This is a genomic window from Amycolatopsis stemonae, assembly GCF_054781455.1.
Genome location: NZ_BAAGUJ010000001.1, coordinates 1,086,944 through 1,112,341 on the forward strand (window position 1 = coordinate 1,086,944; position 25,398 = coordinate 1,112,341).

Genomic DNA, 25,398 nt, shown 5'->3' on the forward strand with positions numbered 1-25,398 from the left:
TTCGACCTGCCAGTGTGCACGCTGTTCCGGCCCGGACGGCGCGGAGGTGGCCCAACACGCCGCCGGTCCTGTGTCCAGCGCATCGCCGCTGACCTCGACGATGTTTCCCCAACGTACCCGTCACGTGATTTCGGCCACGTCCCGCGCAGCCTAGCGCGTGACCACCCGGATACCCTCCGTTCGACGGTGGTGGGCGCGGGGACGGCACCGCTTCACTGGTTTCCCCGCCCCGCCGAAAGGATCCGACATGACCCGACGCCTGCTCGGCGCCCTGCTCACCGCCGCGACCGCCACAGTATTACTGGGAACGACACCGGCGAGTGCGGCAGCGGCGAACTTCGCCGGCACGGTCGCCCTGTCCAACTGCTCGGGCTCGGTGGTCAAGCCCGCCGCGACACCCGACACGGCACCCGCGCTCGTCATGTCGAACGGGCACTGCCTCGAGACCGGTTTCCCCGGCCCCGGCGAAGTGATCACCAACCGCACCTCCAGCCGGACGTTCACGCTGCTCACGGCCAGCGGCAGCAACAAGGCCACGCTCCGCGCCAAGAAGATCGTCTACGGCACGATGACCGACACCGACGTGTCGCTCTACCAGCTCACCACCACCTACGCGCAGATCAAGTCGAGCTACGGGATCTCGCCGCTGGAGCTGTCCGACGCGCACCCGGCCGCGGGCTCGGCGATCGACGTCGTCTCCGGCTACTGGAAGCGGATCTACTCCTGCAACGTCGACGGCTTCGTCTACCGGTTGAAGGAGGGCAGCTGGACCTGGAAGGACTCGATCCGCTACACGTCCGCCTGCCAGACCATCGGCGGGACGTCCGGCTCGCCGATCATCTCCGGCGGCAAGGTCGTCGGCGTGAACAACACCGGCAACGAAGACGGCGAGCGCTGCACGGAGAACAACCCGTGCGAGGTCGACCAGGCCGGCAACGTCACCGTGCACTACAAGACGAACTACGGCCAGGAGACCTACGGCATTCCCGCCTGCCTCACCCCGGCCAACGAAATCGCCCTGACGCAGGCCGGCTGCACCCTGCCCCGGCCCTGACACGCCACCCGCACCCGGTCAGGCCGTGCTCGTCACGGCCTCCGGGTGCGGGACCGGCTGCGGAGCCGCTCCCGGCCACGCCGCTTCGGCGCCCGGCGGCGGCTCCCCGATCAGTTCCAGCAGCGCCTCCAGCCGGCGTTTCCCGGTGACCTTCACGGCCGGGACCTCGGCCTTCGGGCCGGTCAGCTTCGCCGCGACGCCCAACGGCGTGAGCGCCTCGACCAGCCGCTCGTGCATGCCGGGCGCCAGCGGGTCGACACCCAGCAGGTAGCCCTGCGTGCCGGGGCGGCCGCCGGCCAGCGCCCACATCCGCAGCATCGCCCCGCTGAGCCGGAAGCCGTCCGGCACCGCCTTGCCCGAGTCGTCCTCGACCGGGCCCGCGCACCCCTCACGCAGCCATCTCAGCGCCAGCGGGAGCAGGTCGACGCGGAACGACGTGCGCACCTGCGGCCGGCCGCACTCGGCCTTCGAGACCTGGGCGTCCGAACCGCGGCAGCGGAACTCACGCGCCAGGACGTGCGCCCGCCACGGCTCCTCGACGATCACCGACAGCCGCGCGGCGGTGCGCCCGAAGCCGGTGATCTGGCCGTGGCAGCACAACAGCCCGGCCAGGTCGCCCAGACCCGGCCCGCTGGCCTCGGCGGAGAAGAGCGAGATCGTCCGATCCACCGCGCCATACTAGAACACAAGTTCGATTCGTGGCGATAGTCACGCCGATCTTCACCGGGGTGACTGATCCAGCTGACGGCAGCTCGGCGCCCGCTGCTCGGCCGCTGCCAGGGCCGGGACGTCCTTGAGGCCCCTGAGGTAGTCGAGGGCGTCGATGCGGTCGAGCGTCGCCTTGGCCTCGCCGAGGGCCGCCTTCGTCGCCGACGCGTCGCCGCGGACGGCGTCGATGCGCTGACGCGCGGTCTCGGCCTGCGCGCGGATCTCGGAGAACTGCCCGATGACGTCCTTGCGGCCGGCGTCCGCGGACGGCACCGGCGGCGCGCCGAGCGCGTTCAGCCCGGCCAGGCTCTGGTCGAGGCCGCCGACGACGGAGGAAAGCAGGTCACTGGACGTCCGGGACGCCTGCTGCGGGGTGCTCGGGTCGACGACCGGCAGCGCGGCCAGCGTGCTGACCAGGTGCGTCACCGCACCGCAGTAGGCCTCCGCCCATCTCGCCGCCGGATCGGCCTGGGGCACCACGGTCGACACCGAAAGACCCTGGTCCCCCGACGGTGCCTGCGTGGCGGCTTGCTGCCCGCAGCCGGCGAGACCGATCGTGATCGTCGTGGTTAGGGCGGCGAAGACGGTTGACCGCGGCCGCACCTGCACACCTCCTGCCCGACGACGTCCCGGCAAGCCCCGACGGTACCGACTCGGTGCCGCTTCGCAAGTCGCCGTGCCAGTGTGGGATGCCCCGACACAGCACTTGGTGCTTTCGGGGGCTCGGGTGGCGGAGCCCCCGACCCGAGGCGAAGCCTCGGTACAGCACAGGCCCGGCACGCGACGCTGCGTGCCGGGCCCGGGTGCGGGTGGTGCCGGTGTCAGGCCTTGACCTCGGCCGGGGTGTCGGAAATGACCGTCCCCCGCCGCTTCGAGACCACGATCGCCGCGACGATCACGGCGAGCGCGACCAGCGAGATGATGATGCGCACCGCGGTGTTGGCGCTGTCGCCGATCGTCAGCTGCACGACGGCGGGCGCGATCAGCACGGAAACCAGGTTCATCACCTTGATCAGCGGGTTGATCGCCGGGCCGGCGGTGTCCTTGAACGGGTCACCCACGGTGTCACCGATGATGGTGGCCTCGTGCGCGTCCGACCCCTTGCCGCCGTGGTTGCCGTCCTCGACCAGCTTCTTCGCGTTGTCCCACGCGCCACCGGAGTTGGCGAGGAAGATCGCCATCAGGGTGCCGCAGGCGATGGCACCGGCCAGGTAGCCGGCGAGCGCGCCGGTACCGAGGCCGAAGCCGACCGCGATCGGGGCGAAGACCGCCAGCAGGCCCGGCGTCGTCAGCTCGCGCAGCGAGTCGCGCGTGACGATGTCGACGACCTTGCCGTACTCGGGACGGGTGGTGCCCTCCATGATCCCCGGGATGTCGCGGAACTGGCGGCGCACTTCGTAGACGACCGCGCCGGCGGCCCGGGACACCGCGTTGACCGCGAGACCGGAGAACATGAACACGACGGCCGCGCCGACGATCACGCCGACCAGGGTCGCCGGGGTGACGATGTTCGCGACGAAGCTGCCGCCGACGCCCACCGCCTTCGTGATCGCGTCCGAGTAGGAGCCGAACAGCGCCGTCGCGGCGAGGACCGCCGTGGCGATCGCGATGCCCTTGGTGATGGCCTTGGTGGTGTTGCCCACCGCGTCCAGCTCGGTGAGGATCTGCGCGGCCTTCTCGTCGACGTCGCCCGACATCTCGGCGATGCCCTGCGCGTTGTCCGAAACCGGGCCGAAGGTGTCCATCGCGACGATGACGCCGACGGTGGTCAGCAGGCCGGTGCCGGCCAGCGCCACGGCGAACAGCGCGACGCCGCCACCGAGCAGGTACGCGCCGAAGACGGCCGCGCCGATGACGAGCGCGGTGTACACAGCGGACTCGAAACCGATCGAGATGCCGGACAGGATGACCGTCGCCGCACCGGTTTCCGACGTCTGGCCGACGTCCTTGACCGGCTTGTACTCGGTGCCGGTGTAGTAGCCGGTCAGCTTCAGGATGACCGCGGCGAGCACGATGCCGATGATCACCGCGACGGTCGCGATGACCGCCGGGTTGCCCGAACCCGAGAAGCCCTGGCCGAACTCGGAGAAGCTGCTCGGCAGGTACACGAACGCCGCGATCGCCGACAGGACGGCGGAGATGACCGCGGAGATGTAGAAGGAGCGGTTGATCGTGACCAGACCGCCCTCACCCGCGCGCGCCTTGGTGATGTAGACACCGATGACGGCGGTGATGACGCCGATCGCCGGGACGATCAGCGGGAAGAGCAGGCCGTGCACGCCGAAGGCGGTGCTGCCCAGGATCAGCGCGGCGACCAGCATGACGGCGTAGGACTCGAAGAGGTCCGCGGCCATGCCGGCGCAGTCGCCGACGTTGTCACCCACGTTGTCCGCGATGGTCGCGGCGTTGCGCGGGTCGTCCTCCGGGATGCCCTGCTCGACCTTGCCGACCAGGTCCGCGCCGACGTCGGCGGCCTTGGTGAAGATGCCGCCGCCGACACGCATGAACATCGCGATCAGGGCCGCGCCGAACCCGAAGCCCTCGAGCACCTTCGGGGCCTGCCCGGTGTAGACGAGCACGACGACCGCGGCACCGAAGAGGCCGAGGCCGACGGTGATCATGCCGACCACGCCGCCCGTGCGGAACGCGACGCGCATCGCCTTCTCGCGGCCGCCCTCCTCACGCGAAGCGGCGGCGACCCGGAGGTTGGCCTGCGTGGCCAGCCACATGCCGAGGTAACCGATCGTGAACGAGAAACCCGCCCCGACCAGGAAGAAGATCGAACGGCCGATCCTCTCGCTCCAGTCGTCCGCGGGGAGCACGAAGAGCAGGAGGAACACGACCACGCCGAAGATGGCGAGGGTGTTCCGCTGCCGCTTGAGATACGCGGCCGCGCCTTCTTGCACCGCCTTGGCGATGTCCTGCATCTTGGCGGTGCCCTGGCCTGCGGCCAGCACCTCCTTGAGCAGGACGTAGCCGATGACGAGTGCGGCAAGCGCGACCACGGCGACTACACCGACAATCGTGTAGTCACCTCCGGAGAACGGAAGGTTTCCGCCCTCCGCGAGGAATTGCCGTGACATTCGTCCTCCAGGAGACGTCGCCGATCGCCAGCTTCGACGGCAAGCCGAGGGTTCGACACGGCCGACGCTGGCATGGACCCTGTACCGAGCGACACGCTAGCCGTGCGGCGATGCACGTCTCGCATGACGCTCACCACAGAGGGTGTGGATTGCGGGAGTGTATTGGTATCGCAACCAGCGGCGATAAGCCGTCCCCAGGACAGCACGTTCCGTTATCTTGTGAGCCTCCTCACTTGATCGATCACTCTTCCGCCGATCCGTTGCCGCGATTGGGGATGCGGGAACTGTCGGACCCCTGTGCCAAGCTCGGCGAGTGGACGACTCACGTGGGCGGCGGCTGCTGGGGCGGGTGACCGCCGGCATCCCGTCGCGCGAGAACCCGGTCACGCACGTCGCGGACCTGCCGGGCCGCGCCGCGCGGTGCGTGGAGTGGCCGTCGTGGGCGGATCCGGCGGTCGTGGCTGCGCTGCGTGACTGCGGCGTCGCGGCGCCCTGGGCGCACCAGATCGAGGCGGCGTCGCACGCGTACGAAGGCCGGCACGTCGTGATTTCGACCGGCACGGCGTCGGGCAAGTCGCTCGCCTACCAGCTGCCGGTGCTGTCCCGGCTGGCCGCGGGCGAGAAGGTGAACGCGCTGTACCTGTCGCCGACCAAGGCGCTGGGCGCGGACCAGCTGCGGTCCGTGTCCTCTTTGGACGTCCCCGGCGTGCGCGCGGCGTCGTTCGACGGGGACACGCCGATGGCGGAGCGCGACTGGGTCCGCGCGCACGCGAACTGGGTGTTCACCAACCCGGACATGCTGCACCGCGGGATCCTGTCGGCGCACGGGCGGTGGGCGTCGTTCTTCCGGCGGCTCAGCTGCGTGGTCGTCGACGAGTGCCACAGCTACCGCGGCGTCTTCGGCTCGCACGTCGCGCTGTTGTTGCGCCGGCTTCGGCGGGTGGCCGAGCACTACGGCGCTTCGCCGGTCTTCGTGCTCGCTTCGGCGACAACGGCTTCGCCTGCTTCGTTCGCTTCGCGGCTCACCGGCGTTCCCTGTGAGGCCGTGACGGAGGACGCGTCACCGCGCGGCGCGCGGACGGTGGTGCTGTGGGAGCCGCCGCTGCTGGAGGAACTGACCGGGGAGAACGGCGCGCCGGTCCGGCGTTCGGCGGGCGCGGAGACGTCGCGGATCCTGGCCGACCTGGTGGTCGAAGGCGCGCGGTCGCTGGCGTTCATCCGGTCGCGGCGGGGCGCCGAGCTGGCCGCGCTGGGCGCGCGCCGCATTTTGTCCGAAGTGGACCCTCGGTTGACGGAAACCGTTGCGGCGTACCGATCCGGCTACCTGCCGGAGGAGCGTCGCGCGTTGGAGGCCGCCCTGTTGTCGGGGCGGCTGCTGGGGGTCGCGACGACGAACGCGCTGGAGCTCGGCGTCGACATCGCGGGCCTGGACGCGGTGGTGCTGGCCGGCTACCCGGGCACGCTCGCGTCGTTCTGGCAGCAGGCCGGGCGGGCGGGCCGGTCCGGCGATTCGGCGCTGGTGGTGTTCGTCGCGCGGGACGACCCGCTGGACACCTACCTGGTGCACCACCCGGCGGCGCTGCTCGACCGACCGGTGGAGACGGCGGTGCTCGACCCGGCGAACCCGTACGTGCTGGCGCCGCAGCTCGCGTGCGCCGTCGCCGAGCTGCCGCTGACCGTCCCCGAGCTGGAGGTGTTCGGCGGCGCGGCGGCTCAGGAGGTGCTGACCGAGCTGGCCGAGCAGAAGCTGCTCCGGCGCAGGTCGAGCGGCTGGTACTGGACGTCTCGCGACCGGCCGCACGCCGAGGTCGGCATCCGCGGCACCGGCGGCGAGCAGATCGCGGTGGTCGAGTCGGACTCCGGGCGGATGCTGGGGACGGTCGACCCGGGCTCGGCGTGCTTCGCCGTGCACCCGGGGGCGGTGTACCTGCACCAGGGGTCGTCGTACGTCGTCGACGAGCTGGACCTGGAGACGGGGCTGGCGATGGTGCACGCCGAAAACCCGGACTGGACGACGACGCCGCGCGAGATCGTGGACATCGCGGTGCTGAGCACGCAGGAGAAACAGGACTTCGGCGGCGTGAGCGTGTGCCTCGGCGAGGTGGCGGTGACATCGCAGGTCGTCGGTTACCTGCGGCGACGGCCGTCCGGGGAGGTGCTGGACCACACGCCGCTCGACCTGCCGGAGCAGAGCCTGCGGACGCGAGCCGTCTGGTACACGATCTCGTCGCCGCTGCTCGGACCGGCCGAGCCGCAGCGCGCGCGTTCCCGTGACTCGGGGGCCGATGGCGTGGCGGGGACCGGGGGCCATCGGGTGGGGACCGAATCTGCGGGGCCGGTGGGGACCGGGGAGGAGACCCTGGCGAACGGTCGGGGGCCCGTTCACGAGGGGGGTGGCAGGACACCGGGGAGTGCCGGACTGATTCCGGCACGAGTCCCCGGTGCCCTGCATGCCGCCGAGCACGCGGCGATCGGCCTGCTACCGCTGTTCGCTACGTGCGACCGATGGGACATCGGCGGGGTGAGTACCGCGTGGCACGAAGACACCGGGGAGGCGACGGTGTTCGTGCATGACGGCCATCCCGGGGGTGCGGGATTCGCCGAACGCGGTTATGCCGCGATTGTCCCGTGGCTGGCCGCAACGCGGGAGGCGATCGTCTCCTGCGAGTGCCCGACGGGATGCCCGTCCTGCGTCCAGTCGCCGAAGTGCGGGAACGGCAACGATCCGCTGGACAAGGCGGGTGCGGTGGCAGTTCTGGACACCGTGCTCGGGGCGTTGCGTCAACACGGGGAATAGAACCGCCACTGGTGGTTCATGGAGTTGTGTCCTGCGCCGCCTCGGCCGGGCTGGGACCGGCCGGGCGGTGGTCGTGGTGGTTCAGGCCGCGGTGGTCTGAACCAGCTGCGCGGCGTCGGCGCCGGCCAGGGCGCGCACGAGGACGTCGTGCACCTCGGCGGCGTCCGGCAGCTGCCAGCCGCACACCTCGGGCTTGACGCGCCAGTGCACGACACCGTGCTGGAACGGCGACGGCGGCAGCGGGATGTAGCTGTCCTTGCCGTGCCACTGGATGCCGGCCTGCGCGGCCAGCTCGGCCGGGATGGTGTCGGCGACGGTGGTGAGGAAGAGCCAGCGGCCGTTCGGCAGCGCGATGATCGGCGCCGGGTGACCGAGGGCGCGCAGCAGGCGGCAGGCGCGCTTGCCGAGTTCGTCGTCGACCTCGATGGCGTCGAGCACGGTGCCGGTGGCGACGAGCAGGCTGTGGGTCCGGTCGGAGAACCAGGTGGCGACCTCGTGGGCGTGGGTGCCGATCTGCTCGCGCCAGTGGTCACTGGCGGGGATCGGACGGCGCCAGGTGAGGTCGTCGCCCTCGGTGACCGGCGCGGGGTTGACGCCCGGGAGCACCGGCCAGCCACGCCAGGCGAGTCCGATCGCCTCCGCGCGCAGTTCGATGCGGAAGGCGCCCCGCCAGCTGTCCGGCCAATTCGCGTCCAACATTGTCTTTCCTGCCTTCAAGTTCCGGTTCTCCGCGACCCCGCTAGACCCGGTCGTGGTGTCGCACATCTCACTAAACGGCAAGTTGCACATCGCCCGGAACCCCCACGCGACAACCGGTGGTTACGCGGCGATGAACGCCCAGTAGTCCCTACCGCCCGACCGAACCCGTCGGCACTGATCGACGGTGAACGGCAGCCGCCCACGGACCGCTCGTCGCGGGAAAACCCGTGATCACCAGCCCGGCAGGCCGGGCGCACGGTGGCCGATGCACGCCCTTTCGGCCCAGGTGAACAGCGGTTTCGACCGCTCGCCGTGCTTCACCGACCGCTGCCCGTGACCTTCGGCCGCTCATCGTCGGCCGGACCGGATCAGCCGGTCACCGTGGCATACCGACCGGTCGGCGTCCGACGGGCGGACGGTCCGGCGGACGTCTCGACGAGCGGGAGGACGCCGGTCGTCACCGACAGCCGGTCGCGGCCGGTGGGCGGTCACGGTGGTCGGCCGGCAGGTCCGGCGCGGGCACGTGCCTGTGGGCCGGGTAGGCCGCCGATGCCCAGGCTCGGGGCCTGGACTTCGACGAACGCGTCCAGCCGCTGCCATCTGCACGTCAGGAGGGTGACCGCCATTCGGTCGGCTATCCACCTGGCGCGGTCGCAGGCGCGGTCCGGGCCTTCCGCGGCGTGTGAAGCCGCTGCGAGTGCGCCCAGGTCGGCGGCGGTCTCCGCCCGGTGGCGGGCGACCACCGCCGCGGCGAGCCAGCAGCCCAGGACTGCGACGCCGGTCAGCGCGGCTACCGCCATCGCCGTCCAGATGGTGGCGATGCCGCTGTCTGCCGCGAGCCGGTTGCTTGGTCGTGCCCCGACCGGTCGTGGGTCAGCCTGCATCGGCGGATTCCGTTCCCGGCTCGGCTACGGCGTAGGCCGTCGCGTTCAGGTCGATCGATGGGAGCAGGCCGCCCACCGGGTGGGCGCTGACCTGCACCGTTATCGAGTCACCTGTTCGCTGGATGTCGAGTTTCGCTCCGGGTGGGGCGATCTGGTGGACCGCAGCCGCTGCCTCGTGGGGCTGGCCTCTTGCCAGCAGGCGCGCCGCTTCGCGGGCCGCGTCCGTGCAGCGCAGGTAGCCCGTCAGGGCCGTGACGGCCGCCAGGAGCAGCACAGTCACGACCGTCAGGCCGGCCAGGCCGAGCGCTGCCTCGACGGTCACCGATCCCTCGTCTCGGCGTCTCACGACGGGACCGACAGGGCCTTCATCACCAGGCTCGTCAGCCACGTGACCACCGAGTCGCCGGTGAGCAAGGTGTAGAGGACAGCCGCGAAGGCTGCCACCGCGACCGTGACGATCGCGTACTCGACCGTCGTCGAGCCGTCGTCGGAGCCGGGCTGCTTGGACGCGCGCATGGGGTTCCCTTCAGGTACGGGTCAGAAGAGGGGGCCTAGGCGGGTGGCCAGGCCGATGACGACCGGGAGCACGCCCAGGCAGAAGAAAGCCGGTAGGAAGCAAAGGCCGACCGGGAGGGCGAGCGTTACGCCCGCCCGCTCGGCTCGTTCCTCAGCCTCGGTGGCCAGCTCCTCGCGGAACCGTCCGGCCAGGTCGGCGGCCGCTGTCGCGAACGCGGCGCCCGAGCGGGACGTCCGGATCGCCGCGGTCGCCAGTTCGCCGAGGCCGGGCACAGCCTGGGCCGGGGCCCAGGCCTCGTCGGGGCGTGAGCCGAGGGCGAGGAGGCTCGCCGTCGAGTGCAGGGCCGCGCCTGCCTCGGCAGGTGCGGTGCCGGACACCGCGTCCAGGGCCGAGGGAACCGGTAGGCCCGCGCGAAGGCACGCGGCCAGGAGGTCGAGCGTTCCCGCCAGCCGGAGCTTGGCCGTCATGTCGACGGTCGGCGCGCGGGGACGTCGGGTGCTGCGGATCGCCCACCAACCGGCCGCGCTCGCCGACGCACCCAGGGCGACCCCGGTGACGCCGCCGACCAGGAGGGCCGTCGAAGCGCCCGCCACGGCCGTCGCGATGTGCGGGACCGCTCGAGGCCACTTGCGGGGCTCGGGCTGTCCGTGTCCCGCCAGCCAGCTGAAGCGGCGTGCCGCGGCCGCCTCGCCCGGCCAGGCGAGCAGGGCGCCCGCGAAGAAGAGGAGCGCGGTCGCGTTCATCGGAGCCGCACCCGTCCGGTCAGCGCGCGGCACCAGGCTGTGCCGGCCCAGAGCAGGACGCTGCCGGCGACCAGCAGCAGCTGCCCCGGCACGCTCTCGGCGAGGACCGGCAGCGGGGACGCGCCCATCACCTGCCCCAGCAGCGCGCACAGGGCCGGGAGGCCGGTGAGCACCGCCGCGCTCGCCCGGGGGCCGGCCAGTTTCGCGCGCATTCGGCGGGCGAAGGCCAGGGCTGCTTCGGCGTCGCGGCGAGTCGCGTCCAGGACGTCCGCCATGGGCAGGCCGTAGCGCTTGCCCAACGTCCACGCCGCCGCGAGTTCGGGGAGAGCCGGAGCGTGCAGCTCGCCGTCGAGACGTGCCGACGTCGCCAGCGCACGCAGGTCGCCGGCCACCGCCGGGACGGCCGTGGCTGCCGACTCCGCCGCCGTGACCGGGTGGGCGCCGGACCTCAGTTCGGCGACCATCGTGCGCAGCGCCGTCGCCGTGTGGGTGGCGACCTCGAGGTTCGCCGCCGCGCGGCGGTGGGCTTGCCACTCCTGGCGCCATGCCAGCGTCAGCACGCCGGCGGCGATCGCGCCGCCGACGCCCGCCAGCAGGCCGGCGAGGGCGGCCGGGAGCAGCCACTGCGCCACGCGCCAGACGTCCGGGAGGCGGATTGCCGTCGGCTGCTCGACCACGGCTTGGAGCCGGGTCGGTGCCGCCGGCCAGCACGCCAGTGCGGCGCCGACGCACAGCGGGAGCCACGGCGTGATCATCGCGGTCTCCTTCGGCGGCGCGGGAAGACGCCCGCCAGCAAGGAAATACGGACGAACAGGAGGGTGATCACGCGATCGCTCCCGTCGTGGCGAAGAGGTGGCGGTCGACCGTCCAGCGGCCTCCCCGCCACACCGGGACGACGCGGGCCCGGCCGTGTTCCTTGCGGAGCACACCGACCTCGGCGAGCCGTCGTCGGCCGCCCGGCTCGCGTCGCATGTGGAGGACCACGCGGATCGCCGCGACGAGCTGGCTGTGCACCGCGTCGCGACCGAGGCCGCCGAGCGCGGCCAAAGCCTCGATGCGGGCCGGCACCTCGGCCGGGGAGTTGGCGTGGACGGTGCACGCCCCGCCGTCGTGGCCGGTGTTCAAGGCCGTGAGGAGCGCGCCGACCTCCGCGCCGCGGACCTCGCCGACCACCAGCCGGTCGGGACGCATGCGCAGGGCTTGGCGGACGAGCTCCGGCAGGCCCACCGCGCCCGCACCCTCCACATTGGGCGGACGGGCCACGAGGCTGACGAACTGCGGGTGCCGGGGCTGCAGTTCGCCGGCGTCTTCGACGCAGACGATCCGCTCGGCCGGGTCGACCGCGCCGAGCAGCGCGGCGAGGAGTGTGGTCTTGCCCGCGCCGGTGCCGCCCGTGACGAGGAAGGCCATCCGCCGCGAGATGACCTTCTGCAGCAGGTTCGCGCCGCCTTCGTCGAACGCGCCGAGCTCGCGGAGGGTGGTGAGGTCGTGGGTCGCCGGGCGGAGGACGCGCAGGGACAGGCAGGTGCCGCTGGCCGCGACCGGTGGGAGGACGGCGTGCACGCGGATGCGGCCGTGGGGCCCGGCGCCGGGAAGCCAGCCGTCCACAAAGGGCTGTGCGTCGTCGAGCCGCCGGCCCGCCGCGAGGGCGAGGCGCTGGGCGAGCCGGCGGACGGATTCCTCGTCCTTGAAGCGGATTTCCGTGCGGGTGAGGCCTTCGGGGCCGTCCGTCCAGACCTCGGCGGGGCCGGTGACGAGGACGTCGGTGGTCGCCGGGTCTTCGAGGAGCGGGGCCAGCGGGCCGGCGCCGACGAACTCGTCGCGGGCTTGACGGGCCGCGTCGAGCGCCGCGACGTGGCCGAGGGCGCCGCCGGCTTCGGCCCGGACGGCGGTCGCGACGGCGACCGGATCGGCTTGCCGGCGGTCGCCCGCGAGGCGGTTGCGGACGCGGTCCACGAAGTCGCTGGTCATGGGGTCTCCGCCTTTGCCAGGGGTCGCGGGTGGCTTCGGGGGAAGCCGGCCGTGACTCGGGTGCCCGGTGTGGAGCGGGGTTGGTTGCCGTGGGGAAAGAAGGCCGTGACGCGAGTGCCTGCCGCGGGGCGGGAGCGGTGGGTGGCGTTCGCTGTTACTCGGGTGCCTGCCGAGGGGCTTGGCGTGGTGGTCATCGGGGTGGTTCCTCGGGGTTCGGGGTGGGTGATTTGCTCGGGGGTGCCAGGAGCGTCAGGAAGTTCTCCGCGCTCACTCGGCCGCGGGTGGCCAGCGTCAGGACCGTCGGCCAGAGGAGCTCGGCCACTCTCACCGGGCGGCCTGGTGCTCTGAGGTGGGTGCTCATCGGGCTGCCGCTCGGGCTTCTCGGCGGGCTACTGCCAAGACGTCGGCTGCCGCTGTTGCCAGGGGGCCCGATGTCCTCGTGGGGAACTCGCCGCGCTCGATGGCCGTCTCCAGGCCTCTTTCCGGGGGCATCGCGGCCAGGAGGGGCGGGCCCAGGAGGCCGGCCGTCTGGGCTGGGGTGGCTCCGGACCGGGACCGTCCACACGCGACCACGCCCAGGCGGGCCGTCAGCTCCGACAGGTGCCGCACGACCTGCTTCGCCGCCATGCAGGCGCGGAACTCCACCGGGGCCACCAAGACCACCAGGTCCGCCACCGTGACCGCTTCCGCCGCCGCGTTGCCCAGGGTGCGCGGGAGGTCGCACACCACCGTGCGGCCCGAGCGGCGGGCCGCCGACAGCACGGCCGACAGGGACTCGACCGCCGGGCCTTCGCCCTCGCGGCCGCACGCCAGGACCGGGAGGCTGCCGCCTCGGTGTTTTCGCTGCGGGAGTGCCGCCGCCAATGACGGGACCGAGACGCGGCCGTCGAGCCGGACCTCCGACCAGCGGGGTCCCGGGGTCTTTTCCAGGCCCAGCAACAGATCCAGGCCACCACCCAAGGGGTCGCAGTCCACCAGCAGCGCGCCGCCCGGGGCGCGGTCGGCCGCCAGCGCCAGCATCGACGCGAACACCGACGCGCCCGCGCCGCCGCGGCCGCCGACCACGCCGAGGACCAGGCCGGCTTCTTCGGCCGGGGTCTCGACGACGTCGGCGAACGCGCCCGCCAGCTCGGTTTCTTCGTCGGGCAACGAGATCACGCGCTCGACGCCGCCGCGGAACGCGTGCTCCCACGTCCGTGGGCCCGGACTGCCCTTGCAGACCAGCAGGATTCCGCCACGGCGAGGGAGCCGGGGTGGCAGCCGGGCGGCTTCCTCGTCGAGGACCACCAGTGGCGCACGCGCCCAGTGACCGCCCGCAGCCGTCAGGTCCGGTGCCCGCTCGAGCTCGCAGCCCGCGACCGCGGCCACGCGCAGGATCTCGTCGAGCACGGTCTCGTCCGCGGCCACCACCAGCGGTCGTTCCCCCGCCATGCGTTCCTCCCCCGTCGTCGGTGCGGGCCGTGGGTGGCCCGGATTCCACCGTCGCGCTCGGGGGTACGGGGGCACAACGGGCCGGGCGGCCGGCTGTGGACAACCGGGGTGTTGTGGACAACTGCCGTCCGCCGAACCGCTCGCGGACCGGTTCTGTCGGTGGGCTGTGGCAAGATCGCGCCCGCCCGCGACGCACCTGCGGCGAAAAGCGGAACGAATATCCGCATCGACGATTTCGATCACCCGGAAAATGGGTGATCGGGCCCGCGTCGAACGGAATCGAAAAAGGTAAGAGGAAGGTTAAGAGGGCGGCCCCCGCCAGGGGGGAGGGACGGGGGCCGCCGTGGGTTCAGCCCCGGGGGGTCGGACTGAACCGGCCCGGTTGGACACCGGGCTCCCTCACTGTAACTCCGCCGGTGGCCGGTTCGCGCGCCAGGCCGGGCATACAGTTCGATAACGGCACGGCGCGCCGGAAGTGCCTTCCTGTCATGGATTTTCCGCCGGTGCGACGCGCGCGTGGTGGACCAACGGGACGTGCCGCGATCAAGCTCTTATCCTGGTGGCGTGGCCGAACCGAGCAGCGCGCCGTCGCGCATCCGGAAGCCGGGCCCGGAGCACGCGGTGGCCGCGTTCTTCGACCTGGACAAGACGATCATCGCCTCGTCGAGCGCGCTGGCGTTCAGCAAACCATTGCTCAAAGAAGGACTGATCAACCGCCGCGCGGCGTTGCGCAGTGCCTACGCGCAACTGGTGTTCTCACTCGCCGGCGCCGACGAAAACAAGACCGAACGCCTGCGCGCCGAGGTTTCCGCGCTCTGCGCCGGGTGGGACGTCGCGCAGGTTTCGGCGATCGTCCGCGAAACCCTGCACGACGTCGTCGATCCGCTGGTGTACGTGGAGGCGGCGGAACTGATCGCGCGGCACCGCGAAGACGGGCACGACGTCATCGTGCTGTCGGCGACCGGCGAGGAGGTCGTCGCGCCCGTGGCGGAAATGCTCGGCGCCACCCGCAGCGTCGCCACGCGGATGCAGATCGTCGACGGCCGCTACTCCGGCGAAGTCGACTTCTACTGCTACGGCGCCAACAAAGCCGTCGCCGCGAAGCAGCTCGCCGCGACCCACGGCTACGACCTCGCGGAGTGCTTCGCCTACACCGATTCGAGCACCGACATCCCGCTGCTCGAAGTCGTCGGGCACCCCCACGCGGTCAACCCGGACAAGCTCCTGCGGCGCGAGGCCCTCGAGCGCGGCTGGCCGATCCTGGCCTTCGACCGGCCCATGTCGCTGCGCAGCCGGATCCCGACACGATCGGCGGGAATGGTGGCTCTCGGCGTCGGCGCGGTGGCCGCCGGCGCGACCTGGTACGGGCTCAGTCGTCGCCGTCGGTCGCGATAGCGCGAGACCGTCCCACCCACACGGCCGCACGACCTGCACTTTGCTTGGCCCAGCCCCGAATTGTCCGTCGCGCAGGGTGCCCGTGTCACCCGATCCAGCCTCTGTACCGGTGCACCCGTCCGCGCACTTGAAGTGACCGGGCTCACGGCGTAGAAAGTAGGTGCGGACGTTTGGTCGGCCAGGGAGCAGGTAGAAGAGAAGCCTGTTCCACCCCGGCAAACCTCCGTGCGCGGACTCCGGGTACCCACGCGCAGCGCGCCGCGGGAGGCTCGTCGTCTAGGGACTGCGTAGTGGGACGCCACACGCCGAGTCCATGTAGGTACGACCAGAGTTGCACGCTTGGTCGCCCGAGAAGTTCGCGCTTGCAGGCGGCGCCCGTCGGCCCTAGGCCACGGGCGCCGCCTCGTCTCTGCGTAAAGGTCGTCAAGCCGGCCTGGGCAGAGCCGACCCTGGGTAGAGCCGACACAGCCCACTCGTCGAAGTGGTCCGGCACCCGTTCAGCCGTAGCGCATGTTGCGAACGGCGAATTTCTTACCGATCCGGGTACGAACGGACCGTTGGTGCCGTCGGTCGATGGACATCGCCGGATTCGGTGAGTAGCTTCCCGATACTGGCGCCTCCGAGTGGACTTCTCACGTCCGCCGGGCGCCCGCAACTTTCTGGGAGGCTGGTCGTGACGACCCGAAATCGGAGGTTCCATGCGCTCGCCCTGCCCGTCGCGGGGGTGCTCGCCCTCACCGGTGTGGGTGTCGCAACCGCGGCGAGTGCGCCTCAGGTGAGCGCCGACGCGCAGGCGGACGCCGCGGCGACGCAGGCGCTCCGGGGGCTGACGCTCGAGCAGAAGGTCGGGCAGCTGTTCGTCACCTGGGTGAACGGCAAGTCGGCCGACGAGGTGAACCCGAAGAACCAGGCGGACTTCGGCGTCGACACCCCGGCGCAGGTGATCCGGAAGTACCACCTGGGCGGCGTCATCTACTTCAACAACGACACGCGCGACAACTTCGACGACCCCGTGCAGGTCGCGAAGCTGTCGAACGGCCTCCAGCAGGCCGCCATCGGCAGCGGGGCACACATCCCGCTGCAGATCGGCGCCGACCAGGAGGGCGGCACGGTGACCCGGATGGGCGCACCGGCGACCGAGTTCCCGAACTCGATGGCCATCTCGGCCGGGCGGGACCCCGGGCGGGCGACGAAGGCCGCGACGATCCTCGGCCACGAGCTGCGCGCAGTCGGCATCAACCAGGACTTCGCGCCCGATTCGGACGTCAACTCCAACCCCGCCAACCCGGTCATCGGCGTGCGTTCCTTCGCCGGCCAGCCCGGCCTCGCGAGCCAGTTCGTGACCGCCGAGGTCAAGGGCTACCAGGACTCCGACCTGCCGACGAAGACCGTCGCGGCGACCGCCAAGCACTTCCCCGGCCACGGCGACGCGGCCACCGACAGCCACACCGGCCTGCCCCGGATCGACCGGACCGAGCAGGAGTGGCGCGACATCGACGTGCCGCCGTTCAAGGCCGCGATCGCGGCCGGCATCGGCTCGATCATGACCGCGCACATCCAGTTCCCCAGCCTCGACCCGTCGCTGGAACCCGCGACGCTGTCGAAGCCGATCGTGACGGGCAAGCTGCGGGGCGAACTGGGCTACAACGGTGTCGTCATCACCGACTCGCTCGAGATGCAGGGCGTGCGCGAGATGCACAGCGACGCCGAAATCCCGGTGCTCGCGCTCAAGGCCGGCGTCGACCAGCTGCTCATGCCAGTGCACCTCGATGTCGCCATCAACGCGGTGCTCAACGCCGTGAAGACCGGCGACCTCCCGATGCAGCGGATCGACCAGAGCGTGCTGCGCGTGCTGAAGCTGAAGTTCAAGAGCGGCATGCTGTTCTCGCCGTTCGTCGACCCGGACCGGGTGATGAAGACCGTCGGCACGCCGGCGAACCTCGCCACCGCGCAGGACATCGCCGACCGCGGCATCACGGCCATCGCGAACGACGGCGGCGTCCTGCCCCTGAAGCAGAAGCCCGCGACGACGCTCGTCACCGGCTGGGGCGTCTCCACGACGGCGACGCTCGCGCAGAAGCTGACCGCCCACGGCACCACGGCGACCGCGTACCAGACCGGGCAGGCGCCGACGGACGCCCAGATCGCGCAAGCGGTCGCCAAGGCGCAGAGCGCCGACCTCGTCGTCGTCCTGACGAACAACATCGGCGGCTTCCCGCTGCAGACCAAGCTGCTGAACGCGCTGCAGGCGACCGGCAAGCCGGTCGTCGCGGTCGCCGCGCAGATCCCGTACGACGCGGGTTACCCGAGTCAGGTGCGGACCTGGCTGGCGACCTACGGCTACATCACGCCGACCCTGGAGGCACTGGCCAAGGTCATCCTCGGCGAGACGAAGCCGGTCGGGAAACTGCCGGTCGACATCCCGGCGGGCGCCGACCTGCAGACCGTGAAGTACCCGTTCAGTCACGGGCTGACCTGGTGAACCTCAACCGGCGCCACTTCCTCGGCGCGGGCGCGCTCGCCGTCCCGGCCCTGGCGGGCGGCTCGGCTGTCGCCGGGGCCGAGCCGGAGAACCGGCCCGGACGGGTCCTGACCGGCGCGGAGCAGCTGGCCGCGCAGGGCTGGCGGTCCTTCGCGGGCCGCAAACTCGGCGTCCTGTCGAACCCGACCGGCGTGCTGCTGAACGGCGACCACATCGTCGACTCGATGGTCGCGGCCGGCATCAAGCCGGTCGCGGCCTTCGGGCCCGAACACGGCTTCCGCGGCAGCGCGCAGGCCGGTGGCTCCGAGGGCGACTACACGGACCCGCGCACCGGCGTGCCCGTGTACGACGCGTACGGCGTCGACGCGACGAAGCTCGCTTCGCTGTTCACCAAGGCGGGCGTCGACACGGTCGTCTTCGACATCGCCGACGTCGGCGCGCGCTTCTACACCTACATCTGGTCGCTCTACACGGCGATGGTGGCCGCGGCGCAGGTCAAGGCCGCTTTCGTCGTGCTCGACCGGCCGAACCCGATCGGCGGCCGGGCGGCCGGGCCGCTGCTCGACGCGAAGTTCGCCTCGGGCATCGGGAAGAAGCCGATCGTCCAGCAGCACGGCATGACCGCCGGTGAACTCGCGCGCTTCTTCGCCGAAGAGTTCCTGCCCGGCGAAGGCGTGAAGCTCGACCACCTCGACGTCGTCCAGGTCCGTGGCTGGCAGCGTGACACGCTCTTCGCGCAGACCGGCCTGAACTGGGTGCTGCCGAGCCCGAACATGCCGACGCCGGACACCGCGCTCGTCTACCCGGGCACCGGCATGTTCGAGGGCACGGTGTTCTCCGAGGGCCGCGGCACGACGAGGCCGTTCGAGATCATCGGTGCGCCCGGCCTCGACTGGCGCTGGCGCGAAAAGCTCGAGGGTCTGCGGCTGCCCGGCGCGAAGTTCCGCGAGATCTACTTCGTCCCGACGTTCAGCAAGTTCGTCAACCAGACCTGCGGGGGCGTGCAGCTGAGCGTCGACGACCCGCAGGCCTTCGACGCCGTCCGGACCGCGGTCGCCATGCTCGTGACGGCCAAGGCACTGCACCCGGACGTCTTCGCCTGGCGTTCCGACAACTACATCGACAAGCTCTCCGGGTCCGACCGCCTGCGGACCATGGTCGACGCCGGCGCGGGCGTCGACGAGATCACCGGGGCATGGCGGGCCGAGCTCGCCGAGTTCGACCGGAGACGTCGTCACTACTTGCTCTACCGCTGAGGGGGAACTCGTGCGTGCTAGGAAGGTCATCGCCGCGGCCACCGGAGTGCTGGTCGCTCTGACCACCTTGACCTCGGGAGCCAGCGCCATCGGACGCCACGACGACGCGGGCCGCTTCGACCGGCCGCAGCAGGGCTTCGCCGCGCCGTGGACGACCCTGCGCGACGGACGGCCGCAGGAGGTCAACCTCGATCCGGCGCCGATCAAGGCCGCCGAGGACTTCCTGGCGAGCTGGACGAAACCGGACGCCACCGGGCACCCGCACTTCTCCGGCGCGGTCGGCCTGCTGGCCCACGACGGCGTGGTCGTCGACCGGTACGCCGTCGGCGGCGCGCTGCGGTACGCCGACGCGGCGGGCACAGAACTGCCCGCCGACCAGCAGGTCCCGATGCGGAACGACACCATCTTCGACATGGCGTCGATCTCGAAGCTGTTCACCTCGATCGCCGTGCTGCAGCTGGTCGAACGCGGTCAGCTCACCATCGACACGCCCGTGTCGAAGTTCTTCCCGGAGTTCGCGACCGGCGCCAAGGCCGCCATCACGGTCAAGATGCTGCTCACGCACGTCTCCGGGTTCGACGCCGACCCGGTCCCCTCGCTGTGGGCGGGCTACCCGGACATCCCCTCACGCCGGCAGGCGGTGCTCGACAGCCCGTTGAAGAACAAGCCGGGCACGACCTACCTCTACTCCGACATCAACCTGCTCACCCTCGGCTTCATCGTCGAGAAGCTGACCGGGCAGACCCTCGACAAGGTCGTCCACGACCGGATCACGGCGCCGCTGGGCATGGTCGACACCGGGTACAACCCGCCCGCGTCGAAGCTGAACCGGATCGCGGCGACGGAGTTCGAGACGAACCCGCCGCGGGGGATGGTCCGCGGCAGCGTCCACGACGAGAACGCGTGGTCGCTCGGCGGCGTCGCCGGGCACGCGGGGGTGTTCAGCACCGCGAACGACATGGCCGCGCTCGCCCAGACGATCCTCAACGGCGGCACCTACCGCGGGCACCGGATCCTGGGCGCCGAGACCGTGCGGCAGATGCTGACCAACTACAACCAGCAGTTCCCGGACGACTCGCACGGCCTCGGCTTCGAGCTCGACCAGCCCTGGTACATGGGCGCGCTCGCCTCGCCGGTCACCGCCGGGCACACCGGATTCACCGGGACGACGCTGGTCATCGACCCCGAATCGCGGTCGTTCGCGATCCTGCTGACCAACCGCGTGCACCCGAGCCGGAACTGGGGCTCGATCAACACCGCGCGCCAGGTGTGGGCGACTTCGCTGGCCAGGGCCATGGCCGTGCAGCCGGCCGTCGGAAAAGACGCCTGGACGAGCACGCTGGGTAACGCGAGCGTGGCCACGTTGAGTACTCGACCATTTACTACGCAAAGTGATCAAGCACGCGTGTCCTTTTTCGCCTTCGTGGACACCGAAGGAAGCACTGATCCATTACAGCTGCAAGCCTCCACCGACGGGGTGAACTGGCAACCGATCGTGCTCTCGGTTTCCGGCCCGGGCGCACCCTCCGGAGATGGGACGTCGCTCTCCGGACACGGACACCGTGCCTGGTGGAAGGCGACCGGCGTGCTTCCGCAGGGCGCGTCGGTGAGCCTCCGGTGGCGTTACAGCACCGACCCGAATTACACGGGCCGCGGAGTTTCGGTCGACGGTGTGAAAGTCACCGAGAGCGGCCGATCACTCCTCGACGGTGAACGGAATCCCGCTGCATTCGTCGCAGAGGGTTGGCAATTGAGCGCTCGGTGACTTGCCGGTCGCTCGTTGTTGACTTTTCACCGCAGTTAACCGTCAGCTTGCCGTTTGCACCGCGACACTAAGTTGCCAAGTCGTTAGCTTGAGCTCGTTAACAAGACCGACCTGGTTGGCGACTTTCTGGTCAGTGATTAATCGCAAATCCAGATCCGCAGACACGGACGGGTTGCGATCCGACCGAAGGGTGTGGGTAGCCTTGTCGCAGATGCCAACGGTTAGTAACTTTCCGACGGTGAGTGATACCGAATCCGTAGTCGGCACGGCACCGTCCGAGCCCGTATCGGTCCAGACGGCCGTGCGGGACGCGGACGCCAGCCCGCTGGTCCGGATCCGGTCCCTGCTCCCCGGCCTGGCCCGCGCCGAGCAGCGCGTGGCGAAGGTGGTGCTGGAGGATCCCGCGCAGGTCGCGAGACGCAGCATCACCGAAGTGGCCTTGGCGGCCAACACGAGCGAGACCACGGTGACGCGGTTCTGCAAGGCCGTCGGCGTCGGCGGGTACCCGCAGCTGCGCATCGCGCTGGCCGCGGACACCGCCCGCACCGAGGCGCGGACCACGCGCAACCTCGGCGGCGAGATCGGCCCGGAGGACGACCTGGCCGCCGTGATCGGCAAGGTCAGCTTCGCCGACGCGCGGGCGGTCGAGGAGACGGCCGACCAGCTCGACGTGGCCACGCTGGAGCGCGTGATCGAGGTCGTCGCGAACGCCGGCCGCGTGGACGTCTACGGCGTCGGCGCCAGCGCGTTCGTCGCCGCGGACCTGCAGCAGAAGCTGCACCGCATCGGCCGGGTGTGCTTCTCGTGGTCGGACACGCACATCATGCTGACCTCGGCCGCGGTGCTGAGCCCCGGTGACGTCGCGATCGGCGTCTCGCACACCGGCGCGACCACCGACACCGTCGAGGCGCTGCGGGTGGCCCGCGAGCACGGCGCGATCACCATCGCCGTGACGAACTTCCCGCGGTCCCCGATCACCGAGGTCGCCGACTACGTCCTGACGACGGCCGCCCGGGAAACCACCTTCCGTTCGGGAGCCACGGCGAGCCGCATCGCCCAGCTCACCGTCATCGACTGCTTGTTCATCGGTGTCGCCCAGCGGCACATGGACGCGTCGGTCAGCGCCCTGGACGCCACCAGGGACGCGGTCGGCTCGCACCGCTTGGGGGTCAGGCCGGACGGTCGTCGCCGTCCGCGGGAAACCGGCAAGTAATGACCGGAGAAAATGTGAGGCGCATGATGACCGTCCCCACCCAGGCGGTGCACGTCGATTCGCCGACCGAGACCCGCAATCCCCGCACCACGGACATCGACCTGATGTCCACCGCGGGGATCCTGGGCGCGATCAACGCCGAGGACCGCACGGTCGCCGGTGCCGTGGCCGCGGTGCTGCCCCAGGTGGCGCGCGCGGTGGACTACGCGGTGGACGCCCTGCGGTCCGGCGGGCGGGTGCACTACGTCGGGGCGGGCACGTCCGGGCGGCTGGCCACGCTGGACGCGGCCGAGCTGGTGCCGACGTTCAACGTGCCGGCGGACTGGTTCATCGCGCATCACGCCGGCGGCGAGCAGGCCCTGCGCCACGCCGTCGAAAACGCGGAGGACGACGACGGGGCGGGTGCGGCCGAAATGGCCGCGATGGTCCAGCCGGGTGACTTCGTGCTGGGGCTGACGGCGTCGGGCAGGACGCCGTACGTCTTGGGCGCGCTGCTCGCGGCGTCCCGCCAGGGTGCCCGCACCGGGCTGGTGTCGGGCAACCCGAAGGCCGCGAAGCCCGCCGGCGTCGACGTGCTCATCGCCGTCGACACCGGCCCCGAGGCGATCGCCGGCTCGACCCGGATGAAGGCGGGCACGGCGCAGAAGATGATCCTGACGTCGTTCTCCACCGCGACGATGATCAAGCTGGGCCGGACGTACTCCAACCTGATGGTCAGCATGCGGGCCACGAACGCGAAGCTGCGCGGCCGGACCATCCGGATCCTGCAGGAAGCCACCGGCATGACGATGGCGGACTGCTCGGACGCGCTCACCGAGGCCGGGGGCGACCTCAAGGTGGCGCTGGTGCACCTGCTTTCGGGCACGGACGTCAAGAGCGCCGCGAAGGCGCTGCACACGTCCGGCGGGCATGTCCGGAAGGCACTGGACTTGGTGCGCGTGCGCGCCAGCTGACCCCGTCTTTCGGGGGCTCCGGGTGGCGGAGCCCCCGGCCCGAGGCGGAGCCTCGGTTGTCACAGCATTGCTCTTCATCTGCTCACCTGTCTAACCTCTCAGATGAGGGAAGGCGGGTGGCGATGGCGGGGACGAAGGAGGACTCGCGGCGCGGGCTTTCGCGCCGCGAGTGGGTGTCCGTCGGCGGGATGGCCGGGTTCATCCTGCTGCTCAACGTCGTGGGCTGGGTGGTGCTCGCCGCCTTCGTCGCTCCGAAGCACTACGCGCTGGGCACGTCCGGGGTGTTCGGGATCGGCCTCGGCGTCACGGCGTTCACGCTCGGCATGCGGCACGCGTTCGACGCCGACCACATCGCGGCGATCGACAACACCACCCGGAAGCTGATGGCCGACGGCCAGCGGCCGCTTTCGGTCGGGTTCTGGTTCTCCCTCGGGCACTCGACGATCGTCTTCGCGCTGTGCCTGCTGCTGTCGCTCGGTGTCCGCGCGCTGGCCGGGCAGGTCGAGGACGGCTCCTCGGCGTTGCACGACACCACCGGCCTCATCGGCACGTCGGTGTCCGGCGTGTTCCTGTACGTGATCGCGATCCTCAACCTCGTCGTGCTGGTCGGCATCCTGCGGGTCTTCCGGCGGATGCGCCACGGCGAGTTCGACGAGGCCGCCCTGGAGCGCCAGCTGGACAACCGCGGCGTGCTGAACCGGCTGCTGCGCGGCGCGACGAAGGCCGTGCGCAAGCCGTGGCACATCTACCCCGTCGGCGTGCTGTTCGGGCTGGGCTTCGACACCGCGACCGAGATCGGCCTGCTCGTGCTCGCCGCCGGCGCCGCCACGTTCGCCCTGCCCTGGTACGCGATCCTGGTGCTGCCGATCCTGTTCGCCGCCGGGATGAGCCTGTTCGACACCGTGGACGGCTGTTTCATGAACTTCGCCTACGGCTGGGCGTTCGCCAAGCCCGTGCGCAAGATCTTCTACAACATCACGGTGACCGCCCTGTCGGTCGCGGTGGCGCTGGTGATCGGGACCATCGAGCTGGTCTCGATCCTCACCGAGAAGCTGGACATCACGTCCGGCCCGCTGGCCGCGATCGCTTCGGTGGACCTGGACTACGTCGGCTTCGGGATCGTCGGGCTGTTCGTGCTGACCTGGGTCGTCGCGCTGGCGGTGTGGCGGTTCGGGCGGATCGAAGAGAAGTGGTCGGCGAAGCTGTCCGCTTAAGACGCCGCGTCCGAAATGCTCTTCGCCTCGCGCGCACCTGCCTCGAACGCTTCGCAGCAGAAGAGCAGCCACGCGCGCACGCCTTCGGGTTCGCCGCTCGCGAACCCTTCCGCGGCCTCGAGATAACGCGGCACGCGGCGGAAGAACGCGACTTCGGGCACGCTCAAGGCCTTCGGGTCCAGGCCCGTCGCGATCATCGTCAACCGGGCCGCCGCGCGGGCCACGACGCCGTCCGCGCTGCCGAACGGCTTGAGCGCCAACAGTTCCCCGTGCACCACGGCCGTCAGGACCGGGCCTGGCACCGAAGTCGAGCCGGTCACGAGCTGAGCGAGCAGCTCGAGCCGGCCGCCGCCGGAACGCGGGCGCCCCAGTGCGTCCAGGTCGTCGACGAGGTCCGCCGCGGCCAGGACGTGCAGGCGCGCCAACGCCTGCATCGGCGCGCGGCGCCACGTCGGGAGGAGCGACTCCAGCGTTTCCGCGACGCGCAGGGCGCCGGCGAGGATCGGGTCGGCGACCGAGCCGTCGGCGGGCAGTTCCGGGTTCGCGCCTTCGATCCCGGCCGACGCGCGGGCGGCGCGCACCGACGCTTCCGCCGCCGTCTCCGCGCCGCCGCGGAGGTTCGCCGGGAGGCGGTGGACCGCGAACACGGCGTCCTGCGCGGACTTCGCGGCCGCCGCGACGCCTTCGAGGTCGAGCAGGGGCTTCAGCGGATCAGGCATCGAGCACCTGGCCCGCGCGCGCGACCACGGGCGGCAGGACCGACCACGGGAAGTTGATCCACTTGTCGGTGTGCCGCCAGACGTACTCGCACTTCACCGTCGAATGCGGCTTTTCGTAGACGACCGCCGAGCGCACCTCGGCGACGTGCTCGAGGCAGAAGTCGCGGACCAGCTTGAGGGTGGCGCCGGTGTCGGCGACGTCGTCGGCGATCAGGACCTTCTTGCTCGTCAGGTCGACGACGTTGGGCACCGGCGGCAGCATCACCGGCAGGTCGAGGCGCTGGTCGACGCCGGTGTAGAACTCGACGTTCATCACGTGCAGGTTCTTCACGTCGAGCGCGTAGCCGAGCGCGCCGGCGACGAAGAGGCCGCCGCGGGCGATGGACAGGATCAGGTCCGGCGCGAAGCCGTCGTCGGCGATGGTGTGAGCCAACTCACGGCTGGCCGTGCCGAACAGTTCCCAGCTCAGCTCTTCGCGCTCTTCGGCCATCGATCCTGCCTTCCGTCGTGGTCA

At 71.1% G+C, this 25,398-nt stretch carries 22 protein-coding genes; 9 read left to right on the forward strand and 13 right to left on the reverse strand.

The features are described from left to right. The first annotated feature begins 247 nt into the window (after window positions 1–247). Window positions 248–1,054, forward strand: coding sequence for a S1 family peptidase (locus ACYVLJ_RS05395; RefSeq protein WP_460437937.1), 807 nt, complete (start codon window positions 248–250; stop codon window positions 1,052–1,054). Between the two features lie 18 nt (window positions 1,055–1,072). On the opposite strand, the gene ACYVLJ_RS05400 is transcribed toward ACYVLJ_RS05395, so the two are convergent. The 3 genes from ACYVLJ_RS05400 to ACYVLJ_RS05410 all read right to left on the reverse strand — a co-directional run bounded on the left by ACYVLJ_RS05400 (window position 1,073) and on the right by ACYVLJ_RS05410 (window position 4,845). After that, entirely contained in the window at window positions 1,073–1,723 is a 651-nt protein-coding gene (locus ACYVLJ_RS05400; RefSeq protein ID WP_451969311.1) for a hypothetical protein, read from the reverse strand. Window positions 1,724–1,774: 51 nt separating this feature from the next. Then, complete coding sequence (locus ACYVLJ_RS05405) at window positions 1,775–2,365, reverse strand: hypothetical protein (protein WP_460437938.1); 591 nt, start codon at window positions 2,363–2,365, stop codon at window positions 1,775–1,777. Between the two features lie 218 nt (window positions 2,366–2,583). Then, window positions 2,584–4,845 carry a sodium-translocating pyrophosphatase gene (locus ACYVLJ_RS05410; RefSeq protein ID WP_451969315.1) on the reverse strand — a complete coding sequence of 754 codons (2,262 nt, stop codon included), beginning with the start codon at window positions 4,843–4,845 and terminating at the stop codon, window positions 2,584–2,586. Window positions 4,846–5,194: 349 nt separating this feature from the next. Here ACYVLJ_RS05410 and ACYVLJ_RS05415 point away from each other — a divergent pair, with 349 nt between their 5' ends. Further along, complete coding sequence (locus tag ACYVLJ_RS05415; protein ID WP_460438014.1) at window positions 5,195–7,642, forward strand: DEAD/DEAH box helicase; 2,448 nt, start codon at window positions 5,195–5,197, stop codon at window positions 7,640–7,642. 81 nt (window positions 7,643–7,723) lie between these two features. On the opposite strand, the gene ACYVLJ_RS05420 is transcribed toward ACYVLJ_RS05415, so the two are convergent. The 8 genes from ACYVLJ_RS05420 to ssd form a co-directional block, all read right to left on the reverse strand. Continuing rightward, window positions 7,724–8,341 carry a bifunctional DNA primase/polymerase gene (locus ACYVLJ_RS05420; protein ID WP_451969317.1) on the reverse strand — a complete coding sequence of 206 codons (618 nt, stop codon included), beginning with the start codon at window positions 8,339–8,341 and terminating at the stop codon, window positions 7,724–7,726. A 488-nt stretch (window positions 8,342–8,829) separates the two neighbouring features. Further along, window positions 8,830–9,225 (reverse strand): flp pilus-assembly TadE/G-like family protein, encoded by a 396-nt coding sequence (locus ACYVLJ_RS05425; RefSeq protein ID WP_460437939.1) that lies wholly within the window; start codon window positions 9,223–9,225, stop codon window positions 8,830–8,832. Next, entirely contained in the window at window positions 9,215–9,547 is a 333-nt protein-coding gene (locus ACYVLJ_RS05430) for a TadE family type IV pilus minor pilin (RefSeq protein ID WP_460437940.1), read from the reverse strand. Before ACYVLJ_RS05430 ends, ACYVLJ_RS05425 begins: the two co-directional genes overlap by 11 nt. Window positions 9,548–9,567: 20 nt before the next feature. Continuing rightward, window positions 9,568–9,741: a DUF4244 domain-containing protein gene (locus tag ACYVLJ_RS05435; protein WP_460437941.1), complete on the reverse strand. Its 174-nt coding sequence runs from the start codon at window positions 9,739–9,741 to the stop codon at window positions 9,568–9,570. A 21-nt stretch (window positions 9,742–9,762) separates the two neighbouring features. Then, the gene (locus ACYVLJ_RS05440; protein ID WP_460437942.1) at window positions 9,763–10,485 is read right to left on the reverse strand and encodes a type II secretion system F family protein; all 723 of its coding nucleotides are present in this window, start codon (window positions 10,483–10,485) and stop codon (window positions 9,763–9,765) included. Beyond that, window positions 10,482–11,240, reverse strand: a complete 759-nt coding sequence (locus ACYVLJ_RS05445; protein WP_460437943.1) for a type II secretion system F family protein — start codon at window positions 11,238–11,240, stop codon at window positions 10,482–10,484. Before ACYVLJ_RS05445 ends, ACYVLJ_RS05440 begins: the two co-directional genes overlap by 4 nt. A gap of 67 nt (window positions 11,241–11,307) precedes the next feature. Continuing rightward, window positions 11,308–12,456, reverse strand: a complete 1,149-nt coding sequence (locus tag ACYVLJ_RS05450; RefSeq protein WP_460437944.1) for a TadA family conjugal transfer-associated ATPase — start codon at window positions 12,454–12,456, stop codon at window positions 11,308–11,310. A gap of 357 nt (window positions 12,457–12,813) precedes the next feature. Then, window positions 12,814–13,887, reverse strand: a complete 1,074-nt coding sequence (gene ssd, locus ACYVLJ_RS05455; RefSeq protein WP_460437945.1) for a CpaE-like family protein — start codon at window positions 13,885–13,887, stop codon at window positions 12,814–12,816. 564 nt (window positions 13,888–14,451) lie between these two features. On the opposite strand from ssd, the gene ACYVLJ_RS05460 reads away from it, so the two are divergent. The 7 genes from ACYVLJ_RS05460 (at window position 14,452) to nicT (ending at window position 24,165) form a co-directional block, all read left to right on the forward strand. Then, window positions 14,452–15,282 carry an HAD family hydrolase gene (locus ACYVLJ_RS05460; protein ID WP_451969330.1) on the forward strand — a complete coding sequence of 277 codons (831 nt, stop codon included), beginning with the start codon at window positions 14,452–14,454 and terminating at the stop codon, window positions 15,280–15,282. Between the two features lie 724 nt (window positions 15,283–16,006). Further along, window positions 16,007–17,764 (forward strand): glycoside hydrolase family 3 protein, encoded by a 1,758-nt coding sequence (locus ACYVLJ_RS05465; RefSeq protein WP_460438015.1) that lies wholly within the window; start codon window positions 16,007–16,009, stop codon window positions 17,762–17,764. Further along, on the forward strand, window positions 17,761–19,020 hold the full coding sequence (locus ACYVLJ_RS05470) for an exo-beta-N-acetylmuramidase NamZ family protein (protein WP_460437946.1): 1,260 nt from the start codon (window positions 17,761–17,763) through the stop codon (window positions 19,018–19,020). Before ACYVLJ_RS05465 ends, ACYVLJ_RS05470 begins: the two co-directional genes overlap by 4 nt. Before the next feature lie 46 nt (window positions 19,021–19,066). Further along, window positions 19,067–20,785, forward strand: coding sequence for a serine hydrolase domain-containing protein (locus ACYVLJ_RS05475; protein WP_460438016.1), 1,719 nt, complete (start codon window positions 19,067–19,069; stop codon window positions 20,783–20,785). Between the two features lie 238 nt (window positions 20,786–21,023). Continuing rightward, window positions 21,024–21,998 carry a MurR/RpiR family transcriptional regulator gene (locus ACYVLJ_RS05480; RefSeq protein ID WP_451969333.1) on the forward strand — a complete coding sequence of 325 codons (975 nt, stop codon included), beginning with the start codon at window positions 21,024–21,026 and terminating at the stop codon, window positions 21,996–21,998. A 23-nt stretch (window positions 21,999–22,021) separates the two neighbouring features. After that, complete coding sequence (locus tag ACYVLJ_RS05485) at window positions 22,022–22,951, forward strand: N-acetylmuramic acid 6-phosphate etherase (protein ID WP_451969335.1); 930 nt, start codon at window positions 22,022–22,024, stop codon at window positions 22,949–22,951. Between the two features lie 122 nt (window positions 22,952–23,073). Then, window positions 23,074–24,165 carry a HoxN/HupN/NixA family nickel/cobalt transporter gene (gene nicT, locus ACYVLJ_RS05490; RefSeq protein ID WP_460437947.1) on the forward strand — a complete coding sequence of 364 codons (1,092 nt, stop codon included), beginning with the start codon at window positions 23,074–23,076 and terminating at the stop codon, window positions 24,163–24,165. On the opposite strand, the gene ACYVLJ_RS05495 is transcribed toward nicT, so the two are convergent. Both ACYVLJ_RS05495 and ACYVLJ_RS05500 read right to left on the reverse strand, forming a co-directional pair. After that, complete coding sequence (locus tag ACYVLJ_RS05495; RefSeq protein ID WP_460437948.1) at window positions 24,162–24,884, reverse strand: Fic family protein; 723 nt, start codon at window positions 24,882–24,884, stop codon at window positions 24,162–24,164. The genes nicT and ACYVLJ_RS05495 overlap by 4 nt on opposite strands. Then, window positions 24,877–25,374: a phosphoribosyltransferase gene (locus ACYVLJ_RS05500; RefSeq protein WP_451969340.1), complete on the reverse strand. Its 498-nt coding sequence runs from the start codon at window positions 25,372–25,374 to the stop codon at window positions 24,877–24,879. Before ACYVLJ_RS05500 ends, ACYVLJ_RS05495 begins: the two co-directional genes overlap by 8 nt. Window positions 25,375–25,398 lie beyond the last annotated feature (24 nt).